General features: G+C 62.3%; 22 protein-coding genes and 1 pseudogene. 17 read left to right on the top strand and 6 right to left on the bottom strand.

The features are described 5' to 3' along the window. The first annotated feature begins 352 nt into the window (after positions 1 to 352). The 7 genes from H1204_RS07775 to H1204_RS07805 all read left to right on the top strand — a co-directional run bounded on the left by H1204_RS07775 (position 353) and on the right by H1204_RS07805 (position 6,570). Positions 353 to 1,849 (top strand): NCS1 family nucleobase:cation symporter-1, encoded by a 1,497-nt coding sequence (locus H1204_RS07775; protein WP_180730642.1) that lies wholly within the window; start codon positions 353 to 355, stop codon positions 1,847 to 1,849. An 85-nt stretch (positions 1,850 to 1,934) separates the two neighbouring features. Continuing rightward, positions 1,935 to 2,792, top strand: a complete 858-nt coding sequence (locus tag H1204_RS07780) for an aspartate/glutamate racemase family protein (protein ID WP_180730643.1) — start codon at positions 1,935 to 1,937, stop codon at positions 2,790 to 2,792. Positions 2,793 to 2,947: 155 nt separating this feature from the next. Next, positions 2,948 to 3,901, top strand: a complete 954-nt coding sequence (puuE, locus tag H1204_RS07785) for an allantoinase PuuE (RefSeq protein ID WP_091774027.1) — start codon at positions 2,948 to 2,950, stop codon at positions 3,899 to 3,901. Continuing rightward, a complete protein-coding gene (gene uraD, locus H1204_RS07790; RefSeq protein ID WP_180730644.1) occupies positions 3,898 to 4,419 on the top strand; it encodes a 2-oxo-4-hydroxy-4-carboxy-5-ureidoimidazoline decarboxylase in 522 nt (173 codons plus the stop codon). The genes puuE and uraD overlap by 4 nt, the downstream gene beginning before the upstream one ends. A gap of 66 nt (positions 4,420 to 4,485) precedes the next feature. Beyond that, a complete protein-coding gene (gene alc / locus H1204_RS07795) occupies positions 4,486 to 5,499 on the top strand; it encodes an allantoicase (RefSeq protein ID WP_180730645.1) in 1,014 nt (337 codons plus the stop codon). Next, positions 5,496 to 6,008: an ureidoglycolate lyase gene (locus H1204_RS07800; RefSeq protein WP_180730646.1), complete on the top strand. Its 513-nt coding sequence runs from the start codon at positions 5,496 to 5,498 to the stop codon at positions 6,006 to 6,008. The genes alc and H1204_RS07800 overlap by 4 nt, the downstream gene beginning before the upstream one ends. A gap of 193 nt (positions 6,009 to 6,201) precedes the next feature. Next, positions 6,202 to 6,570 (top strand): VOC family protein, encoded by a 369-nt coding sequence (locus H1204_RS07805; RefSeq protein WP_180730647.1) that lies wholly within the window; start codon positions 6,202 to 6,204, stop codon positions 6,568 to 6,570. Between the two features lie 118 nt (positions 6,571 to 6,688). Here the strand turns inward: H1204_RS07805 and H1204_RS07810 are convergent, their stop codons facing one another. Beyond that, entirely contained in the window at positions 6,689 to 7,882 is a 1,194-nt protein-coding gene (locus H1204_RS07810) for a urate hydroxylase PuuD (RefSeq protein ID WP_180730648.1), read from the bottom strand. A 208-nt stretch (positions 7,883 to 8,090) separates the two neighbouring features. Then, positions 8,091 to 8,444 carry a hydroxyisourate hydrolase gene (uraH, locus tag H1204_RS07815; RefSeq protein ID WP_042313565.1) on the bottom strand — a complete coding sequence of 118 codons (354 nt, stop codon included), beginning with the start codon at positions 8,442 to 8,444 and terminating at the stop codon, positions 8,091 to 8,093. Between the two features lie 620 nt (positions 8,445 to 9,064). Between uraH and H1204_RS07820 the strand changes: the two genes are divergently transcribed. After that, positions 9,065 to 10,474, top strand: coding sequence for an 8-oxoguanine deaminase (locus tag H1204_RS07820; protein WP_180730649.1), 1,410 nt, complete (start codon positions 9,065 to 9,067; stop codon positions 10,472 to 10,474). Positions 10,475 to 10,553: 79 nt separating this feature from the next. Here the strand turns inward: H1204_RS07820 and H1204_RS07825 are convergent, their stop codons facing one another. Continuing rightward, positions 10,554 to 11,483 carry a LysR substrate-binding domain-containing protein gene (locus tag H1204_RS07825; RefSeq protein ID WP_180730650.1) on the bottom strand — a complete coding sequence of 310 codons (930 nt, stop codon included), beginning with the start codon at positions 11,481 to 11,483 and terminating at the stop codon, positions 10,554 to 10,556. Positions 11,484 to 11,795: 312 nt separating this feature from the next. Here H1204_RS07825 and H1204_RS07830 point away from each other — a divergent pair, with 312 nt between their 5' ends. The 4 genes from H1204_RS07830 (at position 11,796) to H1204_RS07845 (ending at position 16,699) form a co-directional block, all read left to right on the top strand. Then, entirely contained in the window at positions 11,796 to 13,409 is a 1,614-nt protein-coding gene (locus tag H1204_RS07830) for an ABC transporter ATP-binding protein (RefSeq protein WP_180730651.1), read from the top strand. A 62-nt stretch (positions 13,410 to 13,471) separates the two neighbouring features. Beyond that, on the top strand, positions 13,472 to 14,572 hold the full coding sequence (locus H1204_RS07835) for an ABC transporter permease (protein ID WP_180730652.1): 1,101 nt from the start codon (positions 13,472 to 13,474) through the stop codon (positions 14,570 to 14,572). 25 nt (positions 14,573 to 14,597) lie between these two features. Next, a complete protein-coding gene (locus H1204_RS07840; protein WP_180730653.1) occupies positions 14,598 to 15,527 on the top strand; it encodes an ABC transporter permease in 930 nt (309 codons plus the stop codon). Between the two features lie 77 nt (positions 15,528 to 15,604). Then, entirely contained in the window at positions 15,605 to 16,699 is a 1,095-nt protein-coding gene (locus tag H1204_RS07845; RefSeq protein WP_180730654.1) for a BMP family ABC transporter substrate-binding protein, read from the top strand. A 206-nt stretch (positions 16,700 to 16,905) separates the two neighbouring features. Here the strand turns inward: H1204_RS07845 and H1204_RS07850 are convergent, their stop codons facing one another. After that, positions 16,906 to 17,115, bottom strand: a complete 210-nt coding sequence (locus H1204_RS07850; RefSeq protein WP_180730655.1) for a dodecin — start codon at positions 17,113 to 17,115, stop codon at positions 16,906 to 16,908. Between the two features lie 173 nt (positions 17,116 to 17,288). On the opposite strand from H1204_RS07850, the gene H1204_RS07855 reads away from it, so the two are divergent. The 5 genes and pseudogenes from H1204_RS07855 (at position 17,289) to H1204_RS07875 (ending at position 23,611) form a co-directional block, all read left to right on the top strand. Then, positions 17,289 to 18,197 carry an NAD(P)-dependent oxidoreductase gene (locus H1204_RS07855; protein WP_180730900.1) on the top strand — a complete coding sequence of 303 codons (909 nt, stop codon included), beginning with the start codon at positions 17,289 to 17,291 and terminating at the stop codon, positions 18,195 to 18,197. 121 nt (positions 18,198 to 18,318) lie between these two features. After that, positions 18,319 to 19,886: pseudogene (locus H1204_RS07860) on the top strand (ABC-F family ATPase). Positions 19,887 to 20,057: 171 nt separating this feature from the next. Continuing rightward, positions 20,058 to 21,494, top strand: a complete 1,437-nt coding sequence (locus tag H1204_RS07865; RefSeq protein ID WP_180730656.1) for an aldehyde dehydrogenase family protein — start codon at positions 20,058 to 20,060, stop codon at positions 21,492 to 21,494. 186 nt (positions 21,495 to 21,680) lie between these two features. Continuing rightward, positions 21,681 to 22,871 (top strand): nitronate monooxygenase family protein, encoded by a 1,191-nt coding sequence (locus tag H1204_RS07870; protein WP_180730657.1) that lies wholly within the window; start codon positions 21,681 to 21,683, stop codon positions 22,869 to 22,871. A gap of 95 nt (positions 22,872 to 22,966) precedes the next feature. Beyond that, positions 22,967 to 23,611, top strand: coding sequence for an OmpW family outer membrane protein (locus tag H1204_RS07875; protein WP_180730658.1), 645 nt, complete (start codon positions 22,967 to 22,969; stop codon positions 23,609 to 23,611). 120 nt (positions 23,612 to 23,731) lie between these two features. Here H1204_RS07875 and H1204_RS07880 read toward each other — a convergent pair whose 3' ends face one another. Next, the gene (locus tag H1204_RS07880; RefSeq protein ID WP_180730659.1) at positions 23,732 to 23,935 is read right to left on the bottom strand and encodes a DUF1289 domain-containing protein; all 204 of its coding nucleotides are present in this window, start codon (positions 23,933 to 23,935) and stop codon (positions 23,732 to 23,734) included. A 453-nt stretch (positions 23,936 to 24,388) separates the two neighbouring features. Then, the gene (locus tag H1204_RS07885) at positions 24,389 to 25,684 is read right to left on the bottom strand and encodes an Nramp family divalent metal transporter (protein WP_180730660.1); all 1,296 of its coding nucleotides are present in this window, start codon (positions 25,682 to 25,684) and stop codon (positions 24,389 to 24,391) included. Between the last annotated feature and the right edge of the window lie 124 nt (positions 25,685 to 25,808).

Consider the following 25,808-nt stretch of genomic DNA (forward strand, 5'->3'; position numbering starts at 1 on the left):
CGCTCGCTGGCGGTGCGCGCTGCACTGAAGTGAACGGAGCTTGACCAGAAAGTCGACCCAAAGGTCGATTGCCACCCCACCCGATACACGCCGCACCCGGCATGTATCGAGACCGAAAGACCGTACGGCGAAGGACGTCCACCAGGCGGCCACGCTCACGCGGCGAAGCCCTGCAGGCGTTCGCGGAAAGCCTGCAAGGTCATCAAAACAAGTACGTAAGTACGGAGACATCCGCGGCAACCTGTAAGCGATGCGCCTACGCGCCAGCCACCAAGTGGGCCGGCCGTGCGCCTGGCATACACGATGCAATGCTCGTCGATTCCCGTCGGCGTTCCCATCTTAGGAGGAATCCATGGCTCAGTTCAGTGCAGCACCGGATAGTTCGGCAATCCCCGATTACGAGAGCAGCGGACAAGGCGCTCACGCGCTGCCCGCAGGCTACAGCGAACGCCTGTACAACGAAGACCTCGCGCCGTTGAAGCATCAGACGTGGGGCGCGTATAACATCTTCGCATTCTGGATGTCGGACGTGCACAGCGTCGGCGGTTACGTGTTCGCGGGGAGTCTCTTCGCGCTCGGGCTGACGAGCTGGCAGGTGCTGATTGCGCTGCTCGTCGGCATTACGTTCGTCAACGTGCTGTGCAACATGATCGCCAAGCCGAGCCAGCAGAACGGCGTGCCGTACCCCGTCGCGTGCCGCGCGACTTTCGGCGTGCTGGGCGCCAACGTGCCCGCCGTGATCCGCGGCCTGATTGCGGTTGCGTGGTATGGCATCCAGACGTATCTCGCGTCGAGCGCGCTCGTGATCGTCGTGCTCAAGTTCGTCCCACAACTGCTGCCCTACGCGGATGTGCATCATCACGGCTTCATGGGCCTGTCGACGATCGGCTGGGCCGGCTTCATGTTGCTGTGGGTGCTGCAGGCACTCGTGTTCTGGAACGGCATGGAGACGATCAAGAAGTTCATCGACTTCGCCGGTCCTGCAGTGTACGTGGTGATGTTCATTCTCGCCGGCTATATGATCTGGCGCGCGGGCTGGAAGAACATCGGTATCAACCTGGGCGGTGTGAAGTATCACGGCATGGAAGTGATCCCGGTGATGATCACGGCGATCTCGCTGGTGGTGTCGTACTTCTCCGGCCCGATGCTGAACTTCGGCGACTTCTCGCGGTACGGCAAGAGCTTCCGCAGCGTCAAGCGCGGCAACTTCTGGGGCCTGCCCGTCAACTTCCTCGCGTTCTCTCTGGTGACGGTCGTCACGACGGCTGCGACGCTGCCCGTGTTCGGCGAACTCATCACCGATCCCGTGGAAACGGTGGGCCGTATCGACTATCCGACGGCTGTGATTCTCGGTGCCCTGACGTTCACGATTGCGACCATCGGCATCAACATCGTCGCGAACTTCGTGTCGCCTGCATTCGATTTCTCGAACGTTGCGCCGAAGCTCATCAGCTGGCGTGCAGGCGGCATGTTGGCTGCAGTGGCATCGATTTTCATCACGCCGTGGAACCTGTTCAACAACCCGGCTGTCATCCACTACACGCTCGACGTGCTCGGCAGCTTCATCGGACCTTTGTACGGCATCTTGATCGTCGACTTTTTCCTCGTGAAGCGTCAGAAGATCGTGCTCGACGATCTGTACACGGTGTCGGAAAAGGGTTCGTACTGGTATCGCAACGGCGTGAACTATCGTGCAGTCGGTGCGTTGCTGCCGGCTGCAGTGATCGCGGTGATCTGCGTGATGGTGCCGTCGCTGAACAGTTTCGCGAACTTCTCGTGGTTCATCGGCGCCGGACTCGGTGCAGTGTTCTACAGTGTATTGGCGCGCGATCTGCCGCGCGGTGCATGAAAGTTCATCAAAGGATGCAAGCAATATCTTGCATGGGACCGGAGTAAGCGCTAAAGCGCCAACTCCCGTCGACACAGGAGTCGAGATGCGTATCAAACTGATCAACCCGAACACGACGCAACGGATGACGGAAGCCATGGGCCGTTGTGCGCGCGACGTCGTGGCGCCGGGAACGGAACTGGTGGCGGTGAGCCCGACCATGGGCCCGCCGTCGATCGAAGGCTATTACGACGAGGCGCTCGCCACGCCGGGCCTGCTCGCGGAAATCGAAGCGGGCGAGCGAGACGGCTTCGATGGTTATGTGATTGCGTGTTTCGGCGATCCTGGTCTCTATGCGGCGCGCGAACTGGCGCGCGGCCCGGTGATCGGCATCGCGGAAGCAGCGATGCATGCGGCGAGCGTGCTGGCGCCGGGTTTCTCAGTGGTGACGACGCTCTCGCGGACCTGCGGCATGGCCTGGCATCTGGCCGAGCGCTACGGCATGAAGCGGTTCTGCCGCAACGTGCGCGCAACGGATGTCGCCGTGCTCGAACTCGATCAGCCCGGCTCGTCCGCGCGGCGCATCATTCTCGACGAATGCCGGCGCGCGCTCGACGAGGATGGATCGGACGCGATCGTGCTCGGCTGCGCGGGAATGGCCGAGCTATGCCGGGAGATCGAGGATGCGCTCGGCGCGCCCGTCGTCGAAGGCGTGACGGCGGCTGTGAAGTGGGTCGAAGCGCTGGTTTCGCTGCGGCTGGCCACGGCCAAGCGAGGCGACTATGCGCGCCCGCTTGCCAAACGCTATGACGGCGAGTTCGCGCGCTTTAGCCCGACGGGCGACCAGCCAGCCGCAGTGTCCGCTGCCCAGCAAACCGCCGGGGAAGCGCTGCTGCGGGTGAACTCGAGTGCGCTACGCGCCGACCCCGCCGCCAATATTGCACCGCACATACACTCAGTCTGACATGCACTATCTGCCCGGGTGTATGGGCGCACCCGGGTGTTTTCGCTACACTGGTTCAACCCTGCCGGCCTTGCCGTAGCGTGTTTACCCGCTCTTACGACGTCCGCCGGCGCGTACCTGTCAACGCTTACGTCAACCGCTGCGCCATTCAAATCATGTCATTCGATCCGAACTATCCGCGCGACCTGATCGGCTACGGCCGCCACCCCGTGCAGGCAAACTGGCCAGGACGCGCGCGCGTCGCGGTTCAGTTCGTACTCAACTACGAAGAGGGCGGCGAAAACTGCGTGCTGCATGGCGATCCGGGCTCGGAACAGTTCCTGTCGGAGATCGTCGGCGCGGCGTCGTATCCGGCGCGTCACATGAGCATGGAGTCGATCTACGAATACGGTTCGCGGGCGGGCGTGTGGCGCATCCTGCGTGAGTTCGAGAAGCGCGGCCTGCCGCTGACGGTGTTCGGCGTCGGCATGGCGATCGAGCGGCATCCGGAACTCGCGCGCGCGTTCGTCGAGCTGGGCCATGAGATTGCGTGTCACGGCTATCGCTGGATTCACTATCAGGACATGTCGCCCGAGCGTGAAGCCGAGCATATGCGCCTCGGCATGGAAGCGATCGAACGCGTGACGGGCCAGCGGCCGCTCGGCTGGTACACGGGCCGCGACAGTCCCAACACGCATCGGCTGGTTGCCGAATACGGCGGCTTTCTGTACGACTCCGATAACTATGGCGACGATCTGCCGTTCTGGATGGACGTCGAAACGACAGGCGGCACAAAAGTGCCGCAACTGATCGTGCCGTACACGCTCGACACCAACGACATGCGCTTCGCCACGCCACAAGGTTTCAACACGGCGGACCATTTCTTCACGTATCTGCGCGACGCATTCGACGTGCTGTACGAAGAGGGCGACGAAGCGCCGAAGATGCTGTCGATCGGCATGCACTGCCGCCTGCTCGGCCGTCCTGGTCGCATGCGCGCGCTGCAGCGCTTTCTCGATCACATCGAAAAGCACGAGCGCGTGTGGGTCACGCGGCGTGTCGATATCGCGCGCCACTGGCGCGAGCATCATCCCTACCAACAACAGGACAACCGCGGGGCTGCGGCATGAAGGCGATGCAATACACACTGGACCTACTCAACAGCATCTCGACCGACGCGTTCGTCGCGGCGCTGTCGGGCATCTTCGAGCATTCGCCGTGGGTCGCCGAAGTGGCCGCCGCGCAGCGTCCGTACGCGAGCATCGACGCGTTGCACAAGACGATGTCGAACGCCGTCGAAACCGCAGGCGAAGCGAAGCAGCTCGCGCTGATCAATGCTCACCCGGAGCTTGCGGGCAAGGCGGCCGTGCGAGGCGAACTGACGGCCGAATCGACACGCGAGCAAAGCGGCGCCGGCCTCGGCCAATGTACTCAGGAAGAGTTCGACAAGTTGCTGCGCCTGAACGCGGCGTATCGCGAGAAGTTCGGCTTTCCGTTCATTCTCGCCGTGCGCGGCTACGACCGGCACGGCATCATCGCGAACTTCGAAGCGCGCGTGAACAACAGCCGCCCCGACGAACTGCGCGCAAGCCTCGACCAGATTTATCGCATTGCGCGTTTCCGTCTCGACGATCTGATCAGCGCGTGATCGTCGGCACGCACTCGCGCATTCACGCACTCACAAAGCAACAACCAGACAGCAAGGAAGACAACGATGGCACTCCCGATTCTCGATCCCAACGCACCCGAATTCACGCGCCGTTTCGTGAACCTCGCGGACCCGCGTCTTGGCGCACAGGCGCTCGAAGCCAGCGACGATTTCTTCGCGCCGAAAGACCGCATGCTGAATCCTGAGCCAGCCGTCTTCATTCCGGGCAAGTACGACGAGCACGGCAAGTGGATGGACGGCTGGGAAACGCGCCGCAAGCGCACCACGGGCTACGACTGGTGTGTCGTGAAGCTCGCGCGTCCGAGCGTCATCAAGGGTCTCGATCTCGACACCAGCCACTTCACGGGCAACTTCCCGCCGGCGGCATCGGTGGAAGCGGCGCGCGTGGTGGACGGCGCGCCGAACCAGTCGACGCAATGGACCGAGATCGTCCCGTCGACCACATTGCAAGGCAACAGCCACCACTACCTCGAAGTGGGCGACACGAACGCGTACACGCACCTGCGCGTGAACATCTATCCGGACGGCGGCATCGCGCGTCTGCGCGTGTACGGCCAGCCGCAGGTCGATTGGGCGGGCGCGAGCCGCACCGATCTGTTCGACCTCGCCGCGATGGAAAACGGCGCATATCTGGTCGGCGCGAACAACCAGCACTTCGGCGCCGCATCGACACTGCTGATGCCGGGTCGCGGCGTCAACATGGGCGACGGCTGGGAAACGCGCCGTCGCCGCGAACCGGGCAACGACTGGGCAATCGTCGCGCTCGCACAACCGGGCGTCATCAAGAAGATCGAAGTCGATACGGCGCACTTCAAGGGCAACTATCCGGACCGCTGTTCGATCCAGGCCGCGTACGTGACGGGCGGCACCGACAGCTCGCTGATCACGCAGGCGATGTTCTGGCCCGTGCTGCTCGGCGAACAGAAGCTGCAGATGGACAAGCAGCACTTCTACGAAAGCGAAATTGCCGCGCTCGGCCCCGTCACGCATATCCGCTTCAACATCATTCCGGATGGCGGCGTGTCACGTCTGCGTCTGTGGGGCACGCTCGCATCATGAAGACACTCGCTATCGAACCGCTGACACGCGAAGCGTTCGCGCCGTTCGGCGACGTGATCGAACTGGAAGGCGCGAAGCAGATTCCCATCAATCTCGGCACGACGATCCGTTATCACGATCTCGCGAAAGTCGACGTCACCGACGAAGGCGGCCGTACACTCGTCAATCTGTTTCGTGGACAGGCGCGCGCGCTGCCGTTCGAAATCACGATGATGGAGCGGCATCCGCTGGGTTCGCAGGCGTTCATTCCATTGAACGACAAGCCGTATCTGGTTGTCGTTGCGCCTGCCGGCGAGCTGGATGAATCGAAGATTCGCGCGTTCGTGACAAGCGGCTGGCAAGGCGTGAACTACGCGAAAGGCGTGTGGCATCATCCGCTGCTCGCGTTGGGCGACGTGAGCGATTTCATCGTCGTCGATCGTGGCGGTGATGGGCTCAATCTCAACGAGCAGAATTTGCGTGAGTCGCAGTGGTTGACGGAAGAGGCGATGAATGCGGTTGTCGTCTGAGGCTTGCGTGCTGCGCTTATGCTTTGAATCGCGCGGTTTGGTAGTGTGATTGATTGTGGTTGAAAAAAGCCCATTGCGATGGAAGTCGCAATGGGCTTTTGCTTTGGCGCGTGTGTTGTGCATGACATGTGAAATCGCGGACAATCGCTGGCGGGCTTGATGATAGACAGCACAACCTATTCGCGAGAAAAACATGCACGCGTCACTGAACCGGATTTTGCTGTATGTGAGGGACGTCGAACGCGCGTGTGCGTTTTATCAGCGCTATTTCGGCTTCACGGCCATGTGCGATGACGACGACTCTATCGTCGAGCTGACTCCGCCTCACGGCGGCGCGATCCTGATGATTCATCCTGCCGCGAAAGGCGTCAAGGCAGGGCAAGCGACCGTCAAGCTGGTGTTCGATGTCGAGGACGTGGAAGCGTTCAAGGCGCACTGTGCAACTGAAGGACTCGCATTCGGCGCGACGCATCGCGCGGACGGCTACAGCTTTGCCAATGCAAAAGACCCGGACGGCAATTCCGTGTCGATCTCCAGTCGCGGTTTTCGTGCGGGCCGATGAGCATGCGTGACGATTCTGGCGCACTGTCACTGGCATAAAAAAAGCGGACTGCCGCTTGCGCGAACAGCCCGCTAACCTCGAAGAAACGGGCTTGCGCCCGTCATCGACACCTCGATCGTTAATTCACCGCACCGCCCTGGAACCACGCGGCAATCTTCTGCCGCTCCTCGTCGGTCATGTGCGTGACGTTGCCAAGCGGCATCGCCTTCAGCGTCACGGCCTGCTGATAGATGCGCTGCGCGTTCGTCGAAATCTCTGCAGGCGTATCGAGCAGCACGCCGGCGGGCGCGCTACCCATCATCGTCGGATGCGCGGAGTGGCAGGCGACGCAGCGCTGCTGCAGCACGGGCGCGATATCGGCCGTCTTCACGACAGGCGCGTTCGCCGCTTCCGCCACGGGCACGACGGGCTTCGGCATCGTCCAGAACAGCGCGCCGAACATCAGCACGATGCCGGCGAGCGGCAGATACCACAGCACCTGGCCGCGGTGACGCATCACGAAGAACTGGCGAATCAACGCGCCCGCCAGCATGATGACGACCAGCACCGCCCAGTTGTACGGATGCGTGTACGTCATCGCGTAGTGGTTCGACAGCATCGCGAACACGACGGGCAGCGTGAAGTACGTGTTGTGCACCGAGCGCTGCTTGCCGCGCTTGCCGTAGATCGGGTTCGGCGTTTCGCCCTTGAGCATCGCGGCGACCATCTTGCGCTGGCCGGGGATGATGACGAAGAACACGTTCGCCGACATGATCGTCGCGAGCATTGCGCCCATGATCAGATACGCCGCGCGGCCCGCGAAAATGTGGCATGCGAGGAACGCCGCGATCAGCACATAGATGCCCACGCAGATGCCGAGCACCTTGTCCTTGTTGCCGAGCAGTCGGCACAACGAGTCATACACGATCCAGCCCGCGGCGAGAAAGCCGAGCGCCGAGAAGATCGCGACGACGGGACCCATGTCGAGCACGTTCTTGTCGATCAGATACGTGTTCGGCGCGAACAGATACAACACGGTGAAGAGACCGAAGCCCGACAGCCAGGTCGTATACGACGGCCACTTCGACCAGTGCAGGTCGTCGGGCATTTCGGGCGGTGCGACGGTGTACTTCTGCATGTTGTAGAAGCCGCCGCCGTGCACGTGCCACAGTTCGCCGAACACGCCGCGCCGGCGCTGATTCGGGTCCGTTGGCGGTTTCAGGCTGTTGTCGAGCGCAACGAAGTAGAACGACTCGCCGATCCATGCAATCGCGGCGATAACGTGAAACCAGCGAATCGCGAGATTCAGCCAGTCAGTGATAAAGCCTTCCATGAAACTCCTCCACTCCTGATTCGTTGTTCGCGCAGCATCTTGGGTGTTGCGCGGCATGCGGGGTTGTTGCGCCGGTGCATGTCCGCTATCGGATTAGTGCATGCAACGGCAATCGGATGAAATCGGGTGCCGATCGATCACGGCTTGCTGGCTTGCGCTTCGCGAATGTCTCCATGTCATCTGCGAAATGCACGCGACGCCGTTTGCTTCAGCTGCCGCGATAGGTGCTGTACGCCCAGGGCGACACCAGCAGCGGCACGTGATAGTGCGCACCCGCATCGGCAACGCCAAAACGCAGCACGACGCGATCGACGAAGCGCGGTTCGGGCACTTTGGTGCCGATCGACGCAAAATAGTCGCCTGCATGGAACACCAGTTCATATTCGCCGACGGCGAGTGCATCGCCTTCTAGCAGCGGCTCGTTGCAGCGGCCGTCGTGATTGGTGGTGGTGGTTTTGAGCGCGCGGCGCGTGTCGCCGGAGAGCGCAAAGAGTTCGACCTTGATATCGGCGCCGGGACGGCCGTTTGCCGTGTCGAGCACGTGGGTAGTGAGCTTGCCCATTCGCGATTGTCCTTGTGTGGATGCGAGGTTTCAGCGGCGGCCCGATCCATGACACGTTGCGGCGGATCGAGGCTCCACGTCAGTGGCTACATACCCGTCGGCGGTTTGAAGCGAGCGCCGTGACATCCATTGTAGAAACATTGTTCACCTCCGCGAACCAGCGATAGGAAAGATAATCGCTGGCGCATGACGCCCCGCCGACGGGTATCGGACAGGCAGTCCGATGCAGGCGCAGCGGGGCGTTGCTGCACGGTTCCGATCCTACCGGCGCCAAAAATGCCGACTATATGCGCGGCGTGAACTTCGGTATCGCTGCGGCGCGAGTTGCCAGCGCAATTTTGTCGCCTGAAGGTTACGTTCATGCGCGGCACGGCCACGCATCCCGAAGACGGCGGAACACGCTGGGTAACCGGGCCAACTGCGTTCGAACGGACGCGGCGGCATGGTGGCGTGCCGGCGACATCGCGTTCGAACGACTTTTGCATTTGCCCGGGAACCGCGCGCTGCGCAGACGGCAGAACGATGTAGCTTTGAGCGGCTATGCAGCAAGAGCAAGCCTCGGCGGCAGCATCATGCATCGGCCTCAGCGGCGGTAACACAGGGCAGCACTGGAGAAACGAATGACGATGCAAACCAGTTCCACCGGCGCGACCCGAACGACCGGCCAGCGCGGCAAGACCATGCTGGTCAGACATGCGGACGTGCTGGTCACGATGGACGGTGCGCGGCGGGAGTTGCGCGACGGTGGTCTCTATATCGAGGACAACCGGATTGTCGCGGTCGGTCCGACCGATGAACTGCCGGATACCGCCGATGAAATACTCGACATGACCGGGCATCTGGTGATTCCCGGCCTCGTCAACACGCACCACCACATGTATCAGAGCCTGACGCGCGCGATTCCCGCCGCGCAGGACGCCGAGCTGTTCGGCTGGCTGACCAGCCTGTACAAGGTGTGGGCGAACCTCACACCGGAAATGATCGAGGTATCGACGCTGACGGCGATGGCCGAACTGCTGCTGTCGGGCTGCACGACGTCGAGCGATCACCTGTACATCTATCCGAACGGCAGCCGGCTCGACGACAGCATTGCTGCCGCGCGCCGCATCGGCATGCGTTTTCATGCGAGCCGGGGCAGCATGAGCGTCGGCCAGAAGGACGGCGGCCTGCCGCCAGATTCCGTCGTGGAGAAGGAATCGGACATTCTGAAAGACACGCAGCGCCTGATCGAGACGTATCACGACGAAGGGCGTTACGCGATGCTGCGCGTGGTCGTCGCGCCGTGTTCGCCGTTCTCGGTGAGCCGCGACCTGATGCGTGAATCGGCTGCGATGGCGCGTCATTATGGCGTGTCGCTGCATACGCACCTCGCCGAGAACGTGAACGATATTGCATACAGCCGCGAAAAGTTCGGCATGACGCCGGCTGAATATGCAGAGGATCTCGGCTGGATCGGGCACGATGTGTGGCATGCGCACTGCGTGCAACTCGACGATGCCGGTATCGAACTGTTTGCGCGCACAGGAACGGGCGTCGCGCATTGCCCATGCTCGAACATGCGGCTCGCATCGGGCATCGCGCCCGTGAAGAAGATGCGGCTTGCGGGCGTGCCTGTCGGCTTGGGTGTCGACGGATCGGCGTCGAACGATGGCGCGCAGATGGTCGCCGAAGTGCGTCAAGCTTTACTGCTGCAGCGGGTCGGTTTCGGGCCGGATGCGATGACCGCACGTGAGGCGCTGGAGATCGCGACCCTCGGCGGCGCGAAAGTGCTGAATCGCGACGATATCGGCGCGTTGGCGCCCGGCATGGCGGCGGACTTCGTGTCGTTCGATCTGCGGCAACCGCTCTTTGCTGGCGCGCTGCATGATCCCGTCGCGGCGTTGGTGTTTTGCGCGCCGTCGCAGGTATCGACGAGCGTGATCGGTGGAAAGGTCGTGGTGAAGGACGGCGTGCTGACGACAGTCGATCTCGGCCCGGTAGTCGAGCTGCACAACCGTCTCGCGCAGACGTTGTATGAAAGTGCAGCCTAAGCGCGTCGAATAAAAAAGGCGGCGGTTGGAAGCCGCCGCCTGCACGATAGTGCTTTGCCTGTCGCGATTGAAAGCCGTGTTACTTGGCGATCAGCGTCTTGGTCGCTTCGGCGACGAGGCTGCGCAACCAGCGCACTTCATCGGAGTAGTGAACGCGTTCATGCCACAGCTGGTAATACTGCATCGGCGGGAAATCGAGCGGCGCGGGCACGACGGTCAAGGGCAGGAATTTGGCGTAGTAGTCAGCGAACAGGCGCGTGGTCGTGAAGATCAGATCCGATTTGATCAACACGTACGGTGCAAGATTGAAGTACGGCAACGTGACGACGACATGGCGCTTGAGGCGCTCGCGCGCGAGATGCACGTCGATCGCGCCGCGCTGGCCGACGGAATAGGGCGTCGGCGCAAGATGCGGTGCGTTCAGGTATTGATCGAGCGTGAGGCTGCCGCGCTTTGCAAACGGGTGCGTGTTGCTCATCAGGCACACGATCTGATCGACGAACAGATTAGACAGGTGCAGCTGCTCGGGCGGTTCCGGCCAGTTGCCGACGACGATATCGAGCTTGCCGTCCTCGAGCGCCAGTTCGTAGTCGAACGCGGGGCCGAGCGAGTGGAACTCGAGTGTCGCGTTCGGCGCGGCTTTGCGGAAACGCTCGACGACGGTCGGCACGAACAGCACGTTCAGGTAGTCCGGGCAGCCTATCCGGTAGCAGCGGATCGACGTCGCCGGATCGAAATTGTGCTGCTGAAATTTAATGCGTTCGATTTCGCGCAGTGCATTTTGCACGGGTTCGAGCAGGCGCAATCCGTACTCGGTCGGCACCATGCCGGATTTACCGCGCACGAGCAGCGGGTCGCCCGTGATGTCGCGCAGGCGTCGCAGCGCGGCGCTGATTGCAGGTTGGGACTGATTCAGTTTGACGGCGGCGCGCGTGACGCTGCGCTCCATCAAAAGGGTGTGCAAGACGCGCAATAGGTACGTGTCGATCGCCTCGCGTTGCTGACTCATGACTTCTCCGAAATATATGTTCTGGCTGATCGAGCGGGCTTGGGGGTATATGCGTTTTAATATAGAGATAAAGAACCGTCAAGGGTGGGATACCCGCAAACCGCGTAGCGGCGCGGCTCTGCGGGAATTTTGGCGGCTCGACTGAGCGGGGCGATTTCGGTATTGTCGATCGGCTGCGGCAGCACGACGCGCGCGTCCGGGCCGGGATTTCGAGCGGAATTGAACGGGAATTCGAGCGGGATTCGGGCGGACTCAAGCGGGGAGCGCGAGAGGCGCCGCGTGCCGCCGGCCACACGCGTAACACGGAACAACATGAGCGACACATCAACACGCGGCCCGACGGGCAGCAGCACACACGCCACCGGCGCAAACCGTAGCGACGGCGCCACACCGCGCCTCGCGTTGACGGGTATCAGCAAGCAATATCCTGCAGTTCGCGCAAACGACGACGTCACACTGATCGTCGCCCCCGGCGAAATTCATGCAGTGCTCGGTGAAAACGGCGCGGGCAAGAGCACGCTGATGAAGATCATCTACGGCGCGGTGCGGCCGGATGCAGGCGAAATCCGCTGGGAAGGTCAGCTTGTCGATATCACGAACCCGGCGGCGGCGCGCAAGCTCGGCATCGGCATGGTGTTCCAGCACTTCTCGCTGTTCGAGACGCTGACGGTCGGCGAAAACATCGCGCTTGCGCTCGACGAGCCATTCGATCTAAAGCTACTGGGCAAGCGCATCCGCGACGTGTCGGCGGAATATGGGCTCGACATCGACCCGCAGCGCCACGTGCACAGCCTGACGGTGGGCGAGCGGCAGCGCGTCGAAATCGTGCGCTGCCTGTTACAGAATCCGCGGCTGCTCATCATGGACGAGCCGACCTCGGTGCTCACGCCGCAAGCCGTGCGAAAGCTGTTCGCGACGCTGCGCCGGCTCGCGTCGGAGGGCTGCAGCATTCTCTACATCAGCCACAAGCTCGACGAAATCCAGGAACTCTGCGACACGGCCACCGTGATGCGCGGCGGCAAGGTGACGGGCCGCGTGACGCCGCGCGAAGAGACACATGCATCACTCGCGCAACTGATGGTCGGTCACTCGCTGCCCGATTACGAGCGTCGCACGCACACACCGGGCGATGTACTGCTCGACGTGAAAAATCTTTCATCTGCCAGCGACGATCCGTTCGGCACGTCGCTTGACGATGTGTCGTTCGGCGTGCATGCAGGTGAAATATTTGGCATCGCGGGTGTATCGGGCAACGGTCAGGCGGAACTGCTGGCGGCGCTCTCGGGCGAGCACAAAGGCACTCGCGCCGATGCCGTCACGATCTGCGGCAAGCCCGCCGCCAAGCTCGGCGCAGCGGCGCGCCGCAAGCTGGGCTTTGCATTCGTACCCGAAGAGCGGCTGGGACGCGGCGCGGTGCCTGCCATGTCGCTTGCGGAAAACGCGCTGCTGACGGCGCATCGTCAACAGATGGTGCGTTCGGGCTGGATCAACGCGGGCGCAATGCGCGCGTTCGCGAAGCGCTGCATCGAATCGTTCGACGTGCGTTGCGGCGGCGACGGCGCGCTCGCGCAGAGCCTGTCGGGCGGCAATCTGCAGAAATTCATCGTCGGCCGCGAGATTCTTCAGGCGCCGAAGGTGCTCGTCGTAGCACAACCGACCTGGGGTGTCGACGTCGGCGCGGCCGCGTTCATCCGCCAGCAGTTTCTCGATCTGTCGGCGCGCGGCGTCGCAATTCTGGTGATCTCCGAAGAACTCGAAGAACTGTTCGACATCTGCGACCGCATCGCGGTGATTGCGCGCGGGCGCATGTCGCCGACCCGCAAGACGGGCGACACCAACGCCGAAGAGATCGGCCGCTGGATGGCCGGGCTGTTCGGGGACCGCGAGGGTGCGCCGCCCTCTGCGGAGCAACCGGCGCATGCATGAACTCAAGTGCATGAACTGAAGTGCTCGCGAATGCAACTGCATAGACAACGACAAAACGCACAATGATTCTTCCGTATCGACTCGAAGCCCGCACGTCGCCGTCACGAACGATGCAGCTTGCCGTGCCGCTGATCGCCGCGCTCCTGACGCTCGTGATCGGCTTTCTGATTTTCAGCCTCGTCGGGCGCGACCCGGCGCAGGCGATGCACGCGTTTTTCATCGAGCCGCTGTCGAGTGTCAACGGCTGGGCCGAACTGCTGCTGAAGGCGTCGCCGCTCTGCCTGATCGGGCTGGGCCTTGCCATCGGCTACCGCGCGAACGTCTGGAATATCGGCGCGGAAGGGCAGATGCTGCTCGGCGGCATTGCGGCGAGTGGCGTCGCGATCTACTTCGATCAGGCGACCGGCTGGTGGATTCTGCCGACCATGATGATTGCGGGCGTGCTGGGCGGCATGGCGTGGGCCGCGATTCCCGCGCTGCTCAAGAGCCGCTTCAACACCAACGAGATTCTCACGAGCCTGATGCTCACCTACGTCGCCACGCAGTTGCTGATCTATCTCGTGAGCGGCCCGTGGCGCGATCCGCAGGGCATGAACTTTCCGCTTTCCGAAATGTTCTCAGGCGACGCGCTCTATCCGACGTTTTACGGCGACTGGCATTGGAAGTTTCTGAAAGGCACGCGACTTAACGCGTCGATCATCGTGACGATCATCGCAATTCCGCTCGTGTGGCTCTTCATGCGCAAGAGCTTTGCGGGCTTCCGCATGAACGTCGGTGGTCTTGCGCCGCTGGCCGCGCGCTACGCTGGCTTCTCCGACAAGAAGACGATCTGGACGTCGCTGCTGATCAGCGGCGGCCTCGCGGGACTCGCCGGCATGGGCGAGATCTCCGGTCCGATCGGCCAGTTGCAGGCGACGTGGTCGCCAGGCTATGGCTTCACCGCGATCATCGTCGTGTTCGTCGGACGGCTGCACCCGGTCGGCATCGTGCTCGCGAGTCTGCTGATGGCCTTGCTTTACCTCGGCGGCGAGGCCGTGCAGACGTCGATGCAACTGCCGCAGGCGTTGTCGGGCGTGTTCCAGGGGTTGCTGCTGTTCTGTTTGCTGGGCGCGGACCTGTTCGTCAACTATCGCGTGCGCCGTCGCGGCATCGCGGCATCGTAAAACCACCGGATTCAGATCAGATCTCATGGATATTCAACAAGCTAGCGCGCTCACGTCGAGTGCCGTCGTCGCCGCGATTCCGCTGATGTTCGCCGGCGTCGGCGAACTCGTCACCGAGAAGTCGGGCGTGCTCAACCTCGGCGTCGAAGGGATGATGCTGATGGGCGCCGTGACGGGCTACGCGGTGACGGCCGTCACAGGCAACCCGTGGCTCGGCGTGCTCGCCGCGATTGTCGCGGGCATCGCGATGTCGCTGCTGTTCGCGTTCCTCGTGCTGTCGATGCTCGCGAACCAGGTCGCCACGGGGCTCTCGCTGACGATCTTCGGCATCGGCCTGTCGGCCTATGTCGGCAAGCCGTACACGTCGGCGGCCGTGCGCGAGTCGATCGGCACGTGGGTGATTCCCGGCCTCTCGAAGATTCCCGTGCTCGGACCTGCACTATTCAGCCTGACACCGCTCGACTACCTTGCGTTCGTGATGTTCGGCGTCGTCGGCTGGTTCCTGTATCGCACACGCGCCGGGCTCGTGCTGCGCTCGGTTGGTGAGTCGCCGCAGGTCGCGCACTCGGTCGGCTTCCCCGTGATCGGCGTGCGTTATGGCGCGACGCTATTCGGCGGCGCGATGGCGGGGCTCGCGGGCGGCTACTACTCGATCGTCAACCTGCACTTGTGGCAGGAGCAGTTGACTTCAGGTCGCGGCTGGATCGCGCTGGCGCTCGTCGTGTTCGCGACATGGCGGCCGGGGCGTCTGCTGATTGGTGCACTATTGTTCGGTGCAGTGACGGGCCTGCAGTTTTATGCGCAGGCGATCGGCGTACCCGTGCCGACGCAGTTCCTCGCTATGCTGCCGTACGTCGCGACAGTCGTCGTGCTCGTGCTGATCTCGCGCAATCCGAACACGATTCGCCTGAATGCGCCCGCGTCGCTCGGCAAGCCGTTCTTCGCGGCTGGCTGAGCGCGGCGTCCAGTAATGAATGACAGTGCATGCCAGTTCATCAAGCAAAAACATCTGATTCAACGACAGGAGAAAACATGAAGAAAAGAACCATGTTGAGCGCGCTGGCGCTGGCCGCCGCGACGCTGGCGACGGGCGGTGCGCTGACGCAGCCTGCGCAGGCCGCCGATGTGCCCGGCGTCGCGTTCGTGTATCTCGGCAACCCCGGCGATGCAGGCTGGACCTATGCGCACGACCAGGGCTCGAAGGAAGCGGAAGCGAAGTTCGGCAACAAGATCAAGATCACGCGTGTCGAGAACGTGCCCGAGTCCGCCGACTCGGAGCGCGTGTTCCGCGACCTGGCGAACAAGGGCAACAAGATCATCATCGGTTCGAGCTTCGGCTTCCAGGACTTCGAACTGAAGGTCGCGAAGGATTTCCCGGACACCGTCTTCCTGCACGCAACGGGCTACAAGAAGGCAGCAAACTTCGGCACGTACGACGTTCGCATGTATCAGGGTGCCTATCTGGCAGGCGTTGCCGCCGGCTACGTGACGAAGACGAATACACTCGGCTTCGTCGCCTCCGTGCCGATTCCTGAAGTGGTGCGCAACATCAATGCATACACGCTCGGTGCGCGCTCGGTGAATCCGAAGGTGCACACGAAGGTCATCTGGATCAACAGCTGGTTCGATCCGGGCAAGGAAAAGCAGGCGGCCGAAACGCTGATTGGCCAGGGCGCGGACGTGCTGCTGCAGAACACCGATTCCAGCGCGACGCTGGCCACTGCGTCTGAAAAGCATGTGCATGCATTCGGCTGGGACTCGGACATGAAGAAGTTCGGTCCTGATGCACATCTGGGTTCAGTGGTTGCGCACTGGGGCGTGTACTACACGGCCGCGATCCAGCAGGTGCTGGACGGCAAGTGGAAGAACGATCCCGTGTGGTGGGGCATTCCGCAGAAGGCCGTCAACCTGGAAGATATGAACACGTCCGCAATTCCCGCCAACGCGATGAAGGATGTGGACGCGAAGCGCACGCAACTGGCAAGCGGCAAGTGGGATGTGTTCACCGGCCCGATCAAGGACCAGACGGGTGCAGTGAAGGTGCCGGCTGGCAAGACACTGGCCGATCCTGAACTGCAGCGTTTGAACTGGTATGTCGAGGGTGTGGACGGTTCGCTGCCGAAGTGATGCACTGCATTGAAATGCGTGAGGCACGCGGGGTTTGATTTCCACGGTTGAGGCGTAGTGGCGCGTTTACGCACCCTGCGCGAACGCTAAAAGCTGCATTCGGTGTCGTGCCGGATGCAGCTTTTTTCATGGTCATGATTGCGCGGATCGCGCCGCCTGCGGGCTGCATGCGTCATGCAACTCGCTGCACGCCATTCCGAATGGACTCAATCGTCGATGCGCAATCCGACCTTTAGCGTCACCTGCCAGTGCGAGACCTTGTTGTCTTCGATGTGACCGCGCGTTTCGATGACCTGGAACCAGTGCAGATTGTGCAGTGTTTTGCCGGCTTTTTCGATCGCGCAGCGGATCGCGTCATCGCTGGACTTCGTCGACGAACCCGTTAGCTCGATCTGCTTGTACACATGGTCGCTCATGATTTACCTCCTGATGGTCCAAAAAGTATAGGCAATGGCTGTCACGTGGCGAACTCGAATGCATCCCGCACATCGCGTGCCCGGTATGCTGCGCCGCGATGCGGCCGGTATGATGGACAGTTCGCATGCCGTCGTTCAGCGGCGGATGTAATCCGTTGCGTGCAGTGCATCAAATGGAGGAGAGAGAAGTGGAAATCGGTTTTTGCGGGCCGGGCTTGATGGGCGCGCCGATGATTCGGCATCTGCTGGGTGCAGGTCATGCAGTGCAGGTGTGGAACCGCACGCGCGCGAAGGCGGAGGCACTGGTGCCGGACGGCGCGACGGTCGCGTCGACCCCCGCCGGACTCGTCGGCCGGGCTGAAGCGATCTTCCTGTGCGTGCTGGACGCGGCAGCCGTCGAAGAAGTCGTATTCGGCGCCAACGGCATCGTGGCTGGCGTGCTCGGGGCGAACGGCAACAGCCCCGTGCGCTGGATCGTCGATCACGGCAGCATCCCGCCGTCGGCAACGCGCGCGTTCGCGGCGCGGGCGGCCGAAGCGAACATCGGCTGGATCGACGCGCCTGTCTCGGGCGGCGTGGCGGGCGCGATCGCCGGAACGCTCGCCGTGATGGCGGGCGGCGACGCCGCCGACGTTGCGGCCGTCACACCCGTGATCGGGGCGTACGCGGCACGCGTCACGCACATGGGCGCGGCGGGCGCGGGGCAAACCACCAAGCTGTGCAATCAGGCGATCGTGACGTCGACGGTGGCGGCCATCGCCGAGGCCGTCAGCCTCGCGCAGCGCAGCGGTATCGACGCCGCACGTCTGACGCAGGCGCTCGCTGGCGGCTGGGCCGACTCGGTGCTGCTGCAGACCTTCGTGCCGCGTATGACGCAGTCGGGTCAGCCGCCGATCGGCGCATTGAGCACGTTTCAGAAGGATGTGGACACGATTGCCGCCGCCGCGTACGAAACAGGCACTCCAATGCCGGTTTCGGGCACAGTGCAGCAACTGTTGCGTCTGGGTGCAGCCATGGGACTCGCGGATGCAGATTTGTCGGGTTTCATCGACGTGTTGCACACGCCACGTAAAAAAGGGTAGCAGGGCGTTTGCAGTGGTCTGGAGCGCGGCGCGCGTGACGCGATAACCTGCTAAAATACTAGGTTTTTCGCCGATCTATCATTCAAAGGGACGCGCCGTGCTGTCTACTGCCAACATCACCATGCAATTCGGGCCGAAGCCCCTGTTCGAGAACATCTCGGTCAAATTCGGCGAAGGCAACCGCTACGGCCTGATCGGTGCGAACGGTTGTGGTAAATCGACGTTCATGAAGATTCTGGGCGGCGATCTGGAACAGAGTTCGGGCAATGTGATGCTCGAGCCGAACGTCCGTCTCGGCAAGCTGCGTCAGGACCAGTTCGCGTATGAAGACGTGCGCGTGCTCGACGTCGTGATGATGGGCCACACGGAAATGTGGGGGCGATGACCGAGCGCGACGCAATCTACGCGAACCCGGAAGCCACCGACGACGACTACATGCACGCGGCCGAACTGGAAGCAAAGTTCGCCGAATACGACGGCTATACGGCCGAAGCGCGCGCAGGCGAACTGCTGCTCGGCATCGGCATCTCGATAGACCTGCACAATGGTCCGATGAGCAACGTCGCGCCGGGCTGGAAACTGCGCGTGCTGCTCGCTCAGGCTCTGTTCTCGAAGCCGGACGTATTGCTGCTCGACGAACCGACCAACAACCTGGATATCAACTCGATCCGCTGGCTCGAAGACGTGCTGAACGAGTACGACTCGACGATGATCATCATCTCGCACGATCGACACTTCCTGAACCAGGTCTGCACGCACATGGCGGACATGGACTACGGCACGCTGAAGGTCTATCCCGGCAACTACGACGACTACATGCTCGCGAGCACGCAGGCGCGCGAGCGTCAGCAGGCCGCGAACGCGAAGGCGAAGGAACGTGTCGCCGACCTGCAGGATTTCGTGCGCCGCTTCTCGGCCAACAAGTCGAAGGCACGCCAGGCAACCAGCCGTCTGAAGATGATCGACAAGATCAAGATCGAGGAATTCAAGCCGTCGTCGCGTCAGAATCCATTCATCCGCTTCGAGTACGAGAAGAAGCTGCACAATATTGCAGTGGTCGCGGACAGCATCACGAAGAAGTACGACCGCACGATCTTCAGCAACTTCAATCTCAGCGTGCAACCGGGCGAGCGCATCGCGATCATCGGTGAAAACGGCGCGGGCAAGACGACGCTGCTGCGTTCGCTGCTCGGTAATCTGAGCGTCGACCACGGTTCGATCAAGTGGGCGGAGAACGCGAACGTCGGCTACATGCCGCAGGACACGTACGAAGAGTTCCCGGGCGACGTCACGCTGATGGACTGGATCGACCAGTACCGCAAGGAAGGCGATGACGAGCAGATGGTGCGCGGCACGCTTGGCCGCCTGCTCTTTAATGCAGATGACATCAGGAAGTCGGTGAAGGTGCTGTCGGGCGGCGAGAAGGGCCGCATGATCTGGGGCAAGCTGATGCTCGGCCGCCATAACGTGCTGCTCATGGACGAGCCGACGAACCACATGGACATGGAGTCGATCGAATCCCTGCAGATCGCGCTGGACAAGTACGACGGCACGCTGATTTTCGTTTCGCATGACCGTGAATTCGTGAGCGGGTTGGCGAACCGGATCATCGAGGTGAAGACGGATGGCACGCTGAGCGATTTCGGCGGCAACTACGAAGACTTCCTTTCGAGCCAAGGCGTGCAGTAAGCGTTACCGCCGCTGTTTCGAACAAAAACCCGCTTCTTACGAAGCGGGTTTTTTATTGGCCGCTGTCGTTGCGTTTTGCGGTCTCGCGCCGATTCCTCTCGCCTGCGTCCGATCCCGTCCTTTCCCCACGAGTAAAATGAACAGACTATCCAGGAGACAGGACGCAAAACAATGAAGACCTTCGAGCATTTCTACATCGACGGCAAATGGATCAAGCCGTGCGGCACAGGCACGATCGACGTGATTGACTCTGCCACGGAAGAAGTGATGGGCCGCATTCCCGAGGGCATCGAAGCCGATGCCGAGGCAGCTATTGCCGCTGCCCGCGCTGCTTTCGACGGTTGGGCCGCGACGTCGCCCAAGGAGCGCGGCGCCTACCTGCAAAAAATTGCAGACAATCTCAAGGCGCGCACCGATGAACTCGCGGGATACATCTGCGGCGAGGTCGGCATGCCGATCAAGCTCGCGCGCGCGATACAGGTCGGCGGTCCCGTCTACAACTGGAATGCCTATGCGAAGCTCGCGGGTGAATTTCAGTTCGAAGAGCAGGTCGGCAATTCGCTCGTCGTGCGTGAGCCCGTCGGTGTCGTCGCCGCGATTACGCCTTGGAACTATCCGCTGAACCAGGTCACGCTGAAGGTGGCAGCCGCACTTGCGGCTGGCTGCACTATCGTGCTCAAGCCGTCGGAAGTGGCGCCGTTGAATGCTTTCGTGCTCGCGGAAGCGATTCATGAAGCGGGGCTGCCCGCCGGCGTGTTCAACCTGGTTAGCGGCTATGGTCCCGTGGTCGGTGAAGTGCTCGCGAGTCACCCATCTGTCGACATGGTGTCGTTCACCGGGTCGACGCGCGCGGGCAAGCGGGTGTCGGAACTGGCGGCGGCGTCGGTGAAGCGCGTTGCGCTGGAACTCGGCGGCAAATCGGCGTCCGTCATTCTCGACGATGCGGATTTCGCTGCGGCGATCAAGGGCACGGTGGGCGCGTGCTTTCTGAATTCGGGGCAAACGTGCTCGGCGCACACGCGCATGATCGTGCCCGAATCGCGCTATGACGAAGCGCGCGAACTGGCAAAGAAGGCAGCCGAAGCATTTGTCGCAGGCGATCCTCGTGTCGAGACGACGCGTCTGGGTCCGCTGGCTTCCGCTGCACAACAGTCTCGCGTGCACCACTATATTGCGCGTGGCATCGAAGAAGGCGCGGAGCTCGTCACGGGCGGCACCGGCATGCCGGATGGCATCTCGAAGGGCTTTTTCGTGAAACCGACTGTGTTCGGCCGCGTGCATCCGAAGGCGACGATTGCGCAGGAAGAAATCTTCGGTCCCGTGCTGACCATCCTCACCTACAAGGACGAAGAAGAAGCCGTGCGCATCGCTAATGACTCAGTGTACGGACTCGGCGGCGCCGTATGGGCGGGGAGCGACGAGCGCGCGATGGGCGTCGCGCGACGTATCCGCACGGGGCAGGTCGATATCAACGGCGGCGCATGGAACATGGCGGCTCCGTTCGGCGGCTACAAGCAGTCGGGACATGGCCGCGAGAACGGCACATACGGGCTCGAAGAATACCTCGAGTACAAGTCGATGCAATTGAAGGCGAATAAGCCTGCATAGGTTTGCATGAGCGCGACGCGGGGCAATTCATGTCGACGCGACGTGCACAACCGATGACGGAGCGCAACGAAAGCGCGTGTCGATAACCGGCACGCGCTTTTTGTTTGACCTCACGCAAGATACTGCATTGGCCAGTTGCGACCATCGAGGCTTTTCGTCGAATCCCATCGACGACGGAGGCCTCTCATGTTTCCTTCCCATCCCTTTGCGCCGCTCGTGATTCGCGGGCGGTCGCTGTTGCCCGTCGTGCAGGGCGGCATGGGCGTTGGCGTGTCCGCGCACCGGCTTGCGGGCAGCGTGGCGCGCGAAGGCGCGCTCGGCACGATCGCCAGCATCGATTTGCGCCATCATCACGCCGACCTGCTCGAACGTTGCCGCGCGACCCCCGACCGCGCGACGCTCGAAGACGCGAACCGCGTCGCGCTCACACGTGAGATCCGTGCCGCACGAACCCTCAGCGAAGGGCGCGGCATGATTGCCGTCAACGTGATGAAGGCGGTCAACGCGCAAGCGGACTATGTGCGGATTGCCTGCGACCTGGGCGCGGACGCGATCGTCATGGGAGCCGGCCTGCCGCTCGATCTGCCCGACCTGACACAAGGCCGCGATATTGCGTTGATCCCGATTCTGTCCGACGGCCGGGGCGTCGGCGTGGTGCTCAGGAAGTGGATGAAGAAAGGCCGCTTGCCCGATGCGATCGTGATCGAGCACCCCGCGCACGCGGGCGGTCATCTCGGCGTAACGAATCTCGACGACATGCACGATGCGCGTTTCGAGTTCACGCGGGTACTGCAGGAAATCGACGAGATCTTTACTTCGCTGCAGATCAGCCGAAGTGAAGTGCCGGTGATCGTTGCGGGCGGCATCAACAGCCATGAAGCGGTGCGAGCGTGTCTCGAAGCCGGCGCGAACGGCGTGCAGATCGGCACGCCGTTCGCCGTCACGGAAGAGGGCGATGCCCATCCGAACTTCAAGCGCGTGCTGGCCGATGCGACGCCTGACGACATCGTCGAATTCATCAGTGTGACGGGCTTGCCCGCGCGCGCCGTGAAGACGCCGTGGCTCGAACGCTATCTGCGCAACGAGTCGCGCATACGCACAAAAATCGGTGCACTCAAACGCGCATGCCCTACTGCACTCGAATGCCTGAGTGCATGCGGTTTGCGCGACGGCATTGAAAAGTTCGGTCACTTCTGCATCGATACGCGTCTTGCGGCTGCACTGCGCGGTGACGTGAACAACGGCCTGTTTTTCCGTGGACGCGAAGCATTGCCGTTCGGCACTGCAATCCGCAGCGTGCGCGACCTTCTCGAACTGCTGCTGACGGGCGTGGCGCGACCGGCAGTCGCAGGGCGTCTTGCGTTTTCGCTGGATTGACGGGGTCAAAGAGCGCGTGTAGGGGAACTTCGACAATGCTCTCGCGCACGATGCTTCGCACCTCGCGCAATTACACAAAAAAATCAGGGTAGCTTATGAACAAAAAAATTCGATCGATCGGGGTCGCGCTGTGCACAGCTGGGCTGGCGATGATGACTTCGCATGCATTCGCCGCGGAAACCGACACCACTTCAGGCATTCATGCCGGCGACGTGCTGGTGCGCCTGCGCGCCATCAGTATCATGCCGCAGGTCAGTACGAGTGACACGCTGTCGGCGCTGAACGTCGACGTCAACAACGCGATCGTGCCTGAACTCGACTTCACCTACATGATTCGCGACAACATCGGCGTGGAACTGATTCTCGCCACGTCGCGGCATCAACTGACTTCGAATCTCGGCGACCTGGGCGGCGTCAACGTGCTGCCACCGACGCTGTTGCTGCAGTACCACTTCAATCATCAGGGGCAGGTTCGGCCGTATGTCGGCGCGGGCGTGAACTACACGTACTTCTACAACAACGGCCTGCATGCGGGCGACCAGCAGATTTCGGTCAAGCGCAGCAGTTTTGGTCCGGCACTGCAGGTGGGCGTCGACGTGCAGTTGACGAAATCGGTGTTCGCGAACGTCGATGTGAAGAAGGTCTGGATGAAGACGGATGCATCGCTCAATGGCGCATCGCTCGGTACGCTGCATATCGATCCGTTGATCGTCGGCGTCGGTGTCGGGATGAAGTTCTGAATGCCTCCCGTCTCAACGATCATGCAATGAAAAACGCCGGCTCGTCATGAGCCGGCGTTTTCGCTTTTCGGATCAGTGCATGTGCAGTCAAGCGGTGCGTCCGCCCAATAGGCAAATGCATCACAGCTTGTCGAACTTGAACCGCATCGCCGTGCCTTCGCGCTCGATGCGCATCCAGACGGAGCGCTTTTCCTCCTCGGTCAGAAACACCCAGTTCGACACTTCCGTCGCCGTGCGGCCACACCCTTTGCAGATTTCGTCGAAAAGCGTCGAGCAGACGCCGATGCAGGGGCTGTCGGGAAGGTCGTGCAGATTCGATGACATCGAGATACCTTGAACGGGAAATGCGTGCGGTCCGCTATGGTAAACCAAAAGCGCAGTCGGCTTCCGGCACCGATTTCGCGCCAGGATGGCAGGCGGGAAAGCGACCGGCGGGCAAGCGAGACGAAGCGGCACGACACGGCGTTCGATGGCATGAGCGGTCGTCCTTTGTTATCGCTTGTCGGCGGCTTGTCGGCAGCGACCTTCGTGCACGCTGCGCAGAACCGGCGACGACGCGTCCTGCAACGCGAGCTTCGTATGCATTGCTTTGCATTGCACTTCGCTGCACGCGTTGGCAACGTATTTCATACCGTGGCGCAATCGCTTGCAGCGACTCAATGCAGCAAGTCAACGCGGATCGCGATCAAGTCGTTGTGAAAGACGCCTTACGAAGCGCAAGCTGCACGCGCGCATGTATTGAAGCGGCGGCACTCCAATGCATCTGGACGCGTTCATTCAACCGGTCGCTGTCTCCCAGACCAACGCGCCATTCAGTGCAATGATGCCCGCCGCGCATATCCACGCGAGCACGAGCGGCCCGCCGCGCACGCGCCAGCCGTACATCAGCTGACTGTCCGATCCAAAGCGGATCAAGGGCACGACGGCGAGCGGCAGTTGCAGGCTCAGCACCACCTGGCTCGCAACCAGCAACTGCGCCGAGCCATGCGGCCCGAACAGGCCGACGGCGACGAGCGCCGGGCCGATCGCCAGCTCACGCGTGAGCAGCGCGCGTTGCCAGCGCGGCAGCCGGATCTGCAGGAAGCCTTCCATTACCGCCTGACCCGCGAGCGTGCCCGTCACGGTCGCGCTCAGGCCGCACGCGAGCAGCGCGGCCGCGAACAGGATAGCCGCCCAGTGCGAACCGACGATGGGCGCGATCAGCCGGTGCGCATCGGCGAGGTCCGTCACGGTGCGGTGCCCGCTTGCGTGGAAGACGGCCGCCGACACGACGAGCAACGCCGCATTGATCACGAAAGCCAATGAAAGCGCGCTGAAGGTGCCGAAGTTGACGCCGCGCAAGGCATCCGCGATGTCGGCGTCACTGGTGGAGTGCGCATGCGTTTTGACGAGCGCCGAATGGAGATACAGGTTATGCGGCATCACCGTCGCGCCCAGAATGCCCGCCGCGAGCCACACCATGCCGGCGATACGCAGCAATTCGGCGCTGGGTGCCGCCCCTGTCAGCGCGGCTCGCCAGTCGGGCCGCGCGAGCACCAGCTCGATCACGAAGCACAGGCCGACGAACAGAATGAGCGCGACCACCACCGTCTCCAGCGTGCGCTGTCCGTGCCGCTGCAAGGCGAGCATCGCGAAGGTGCCGACGGCCGACATCAGCACGCCCGCCGTCAGCGACACGCCGAATAGCAGCTGCAACGCGACCGCGCTGCCGACCACCTCGGCGACATCGCACGCGATGATCGCGATCTCGCCCGTCACCCACAGGAACAGCGTCATGCGCCGGCCAGTGCGTTCGCGGCACAGTTGCGCGAGATCGCGCCCCGTCACCACCCCGAGGCGCGACGACACCCACTGCAGCAGCATCGCCATCAGGCTCGACATGATGACGACGCTCAGCAGTGCATAGCCGTAGCTCGCGCCTCCCGCGAGCGCCGTCGCCCAGTTGCCGGGGTCCATATAGCCGATCGCGACGAGTGCGCCCGAGCCGACGAACGGCAGCCAGGTGCCGAGGCGGGGCGGCTTCGAGCCGGGGCGGCGGCGGGACGGATCCAACGCGAACGGATTCGTGTTCATCGCACTGTGACGGTGAAAGACGCACTCCACGGGGCAATCGGCATGCCATGCAGTCCGCTGCATCCCGATGCATAACGTCGCGACCACTATCTGGGCTAATTTGACAGTCTATAGTGATGGTGAA

Source organism: Paraburkholderia sp. PGU19, from assembly GCF_013426915.1.
Classification (GTDB): domain Bacteria; phylum Pseudomonadota; class Gammaproteobacteria; order Burkholderiales; family Burkholderiaceae; genus Paraburkholderia.

Excerpts from the sequence above, each read along its gene's own strand:
- uraH (WP_042313565.1), bottom strand. The coding sequence starts at position 8,444 with ATGGGCAAGCTCACTACCCACGTGCTCGACACGGCAAACGGCCGTCCC.
- H1204_RS07805 (WP_180730647.1), top strand. The coding sequence starts at position 6,202 with ATGCACGCGTCACTGAACCGGATTTTGCTGTATGTGAGGGACGTCGAA.
- H1204_RS07810 (WP_180730648.1), bottom strand. The coding sequence starts at position 7,882 with ATGGAAGGCTTTATCACTGACTGGCTGAATCTCGCGATTCGCTGGTTT.
- H1204_RS07835 (WP_180730652.1), top strand. The coding sequence starts at position 13,472 with ATGATTCTTCCGTATCGACTCGAAGCCCGCACGTCGCCGTCACGAACG.
- H1204_RS07800 (WP_180730646.1), top strand. The coding sequence starts at position 5,496 with ATGAAGACACTCGCTATCGAACCGCTGACACGCGAAGCGTTCGCGCCG.
- H1204_RS07825 (WP_180730650.1), bottom strand. The coding sequence starts at position 11,483 with ATGAGTCAGCAACGCGAGGCGATCGACACGTACCTATTGCGCGTCTTG.
- H1204_RS07830 (WP_180730651.1), top strand. The coding sequence starts at position 11,796 with ATGAGCGACACATCAACACGCGGCCCGACGGGCAGCAGCACACACGCC.
- H1204_RS07855 (WP_180730900.1), top strand. The coding sequence starts at position 17,289 with ATGGAGGAGAGAGAAGTGGAAATCGGTTTTTGCGGGCCGGGCTTGATG.
- H1204_RS07885 (WP_180730660.1), bottom strand. The coding sequence starts at position 25,684 with ATGAACACGAATCCGTTCGCGTTGGATCCGTCCCGCCGCCGCCCCGGC.
- H1204_RS07840 (WP_180730653.1), top strand. The coding sequence starts at position 14,598 with ATGGATATTCAACAAGCTAGCGCGCTCACGTCGAGTGCCGTCGTCGCC.
- H1204_RS07875 (WP_180730658.1), top strand. The coding sequence starts at position 22,967 with ATGAACAAAAAAATTCGATCGATCGGGGTCGCGCTGTGCACAGCTGGG.
- H1204_RS07880 (WP_180730659.1), bottom strand. The coding sequence starts at position 23,935 with ATGTCATCGAATCTGCACGACCTTCCCGACAGCCCCTGCATCGGCGTC.
- H1204_RS07780 (WP_180730643.1), top strand. The coding sequence starts at position 1,935 with ATGCGTATCAAACTGATCAACCCGAACACGACGCAACGGATGACGGAA.
- puuE (WP_091774027.1), top strand. The coding sequence starts at position 2,948 with ATGTCATTCGATCCGAACTATCCGCGCGACCTGATCGGCTACGGCCGC.
- alc (WP_180730645.1), top strand. The coding sequence starts at position 4,486 with ATGGCACTCCCGATTCTCGATCCCAACGCACCCGAATTCACGCGCCGT.
- H1204_RS07775 (WP_180730642.1), top strand. The coding sequence starts at position 353 with ATGGCTCAGTTCAGTGCAGCACCGGATAGTTCGGCAATCCCCGATTAC.
- H1204_RS07820 (WP_180730649.1), top strand. The coding sequence starts at position 9,065 with ATGACGATGCAAACCAGTTCCACCGGCGCGACCCGAACGACCGGCCAG.
- H1204_RS07865 (WP_180730656.1), top strand. The coding sequence starts at position 20,058 with ATGAAGACCTTCGAGCATTTCTACATCGACGGCAAATGGATCAAGCCG.
- H1204_RS07870 (WP_180730657.1), top strand. The coding sequence starts at position 21,681 with ATGTTTCCTTCCCATCCCTTTGCGCCGCTCGTGATTCGCGGGCGGTCG.
- uraD (WP_180730644.1), top strand. The coding sequence starts at position 3,898 with ATGAAGGCGATGCAATACACACTGGACCTACTCAACAGCATCTCGACC.
- H1204_RS07845 (WP_180730654.1), top strand. The coding sequence starts at position 15,605 with ATGAAGAAAAGAACCATGTTGAGCGCGCTGGCGCTGGCCGCCGCGACG.
- H1204_RS07850 (WP_180730655.1), bottom strand. The coding sequence starts at position 17,115 with ATGAGCGACCATGTGTACAAGCAGATCGAGCTAACGGGTTCGTCGACG.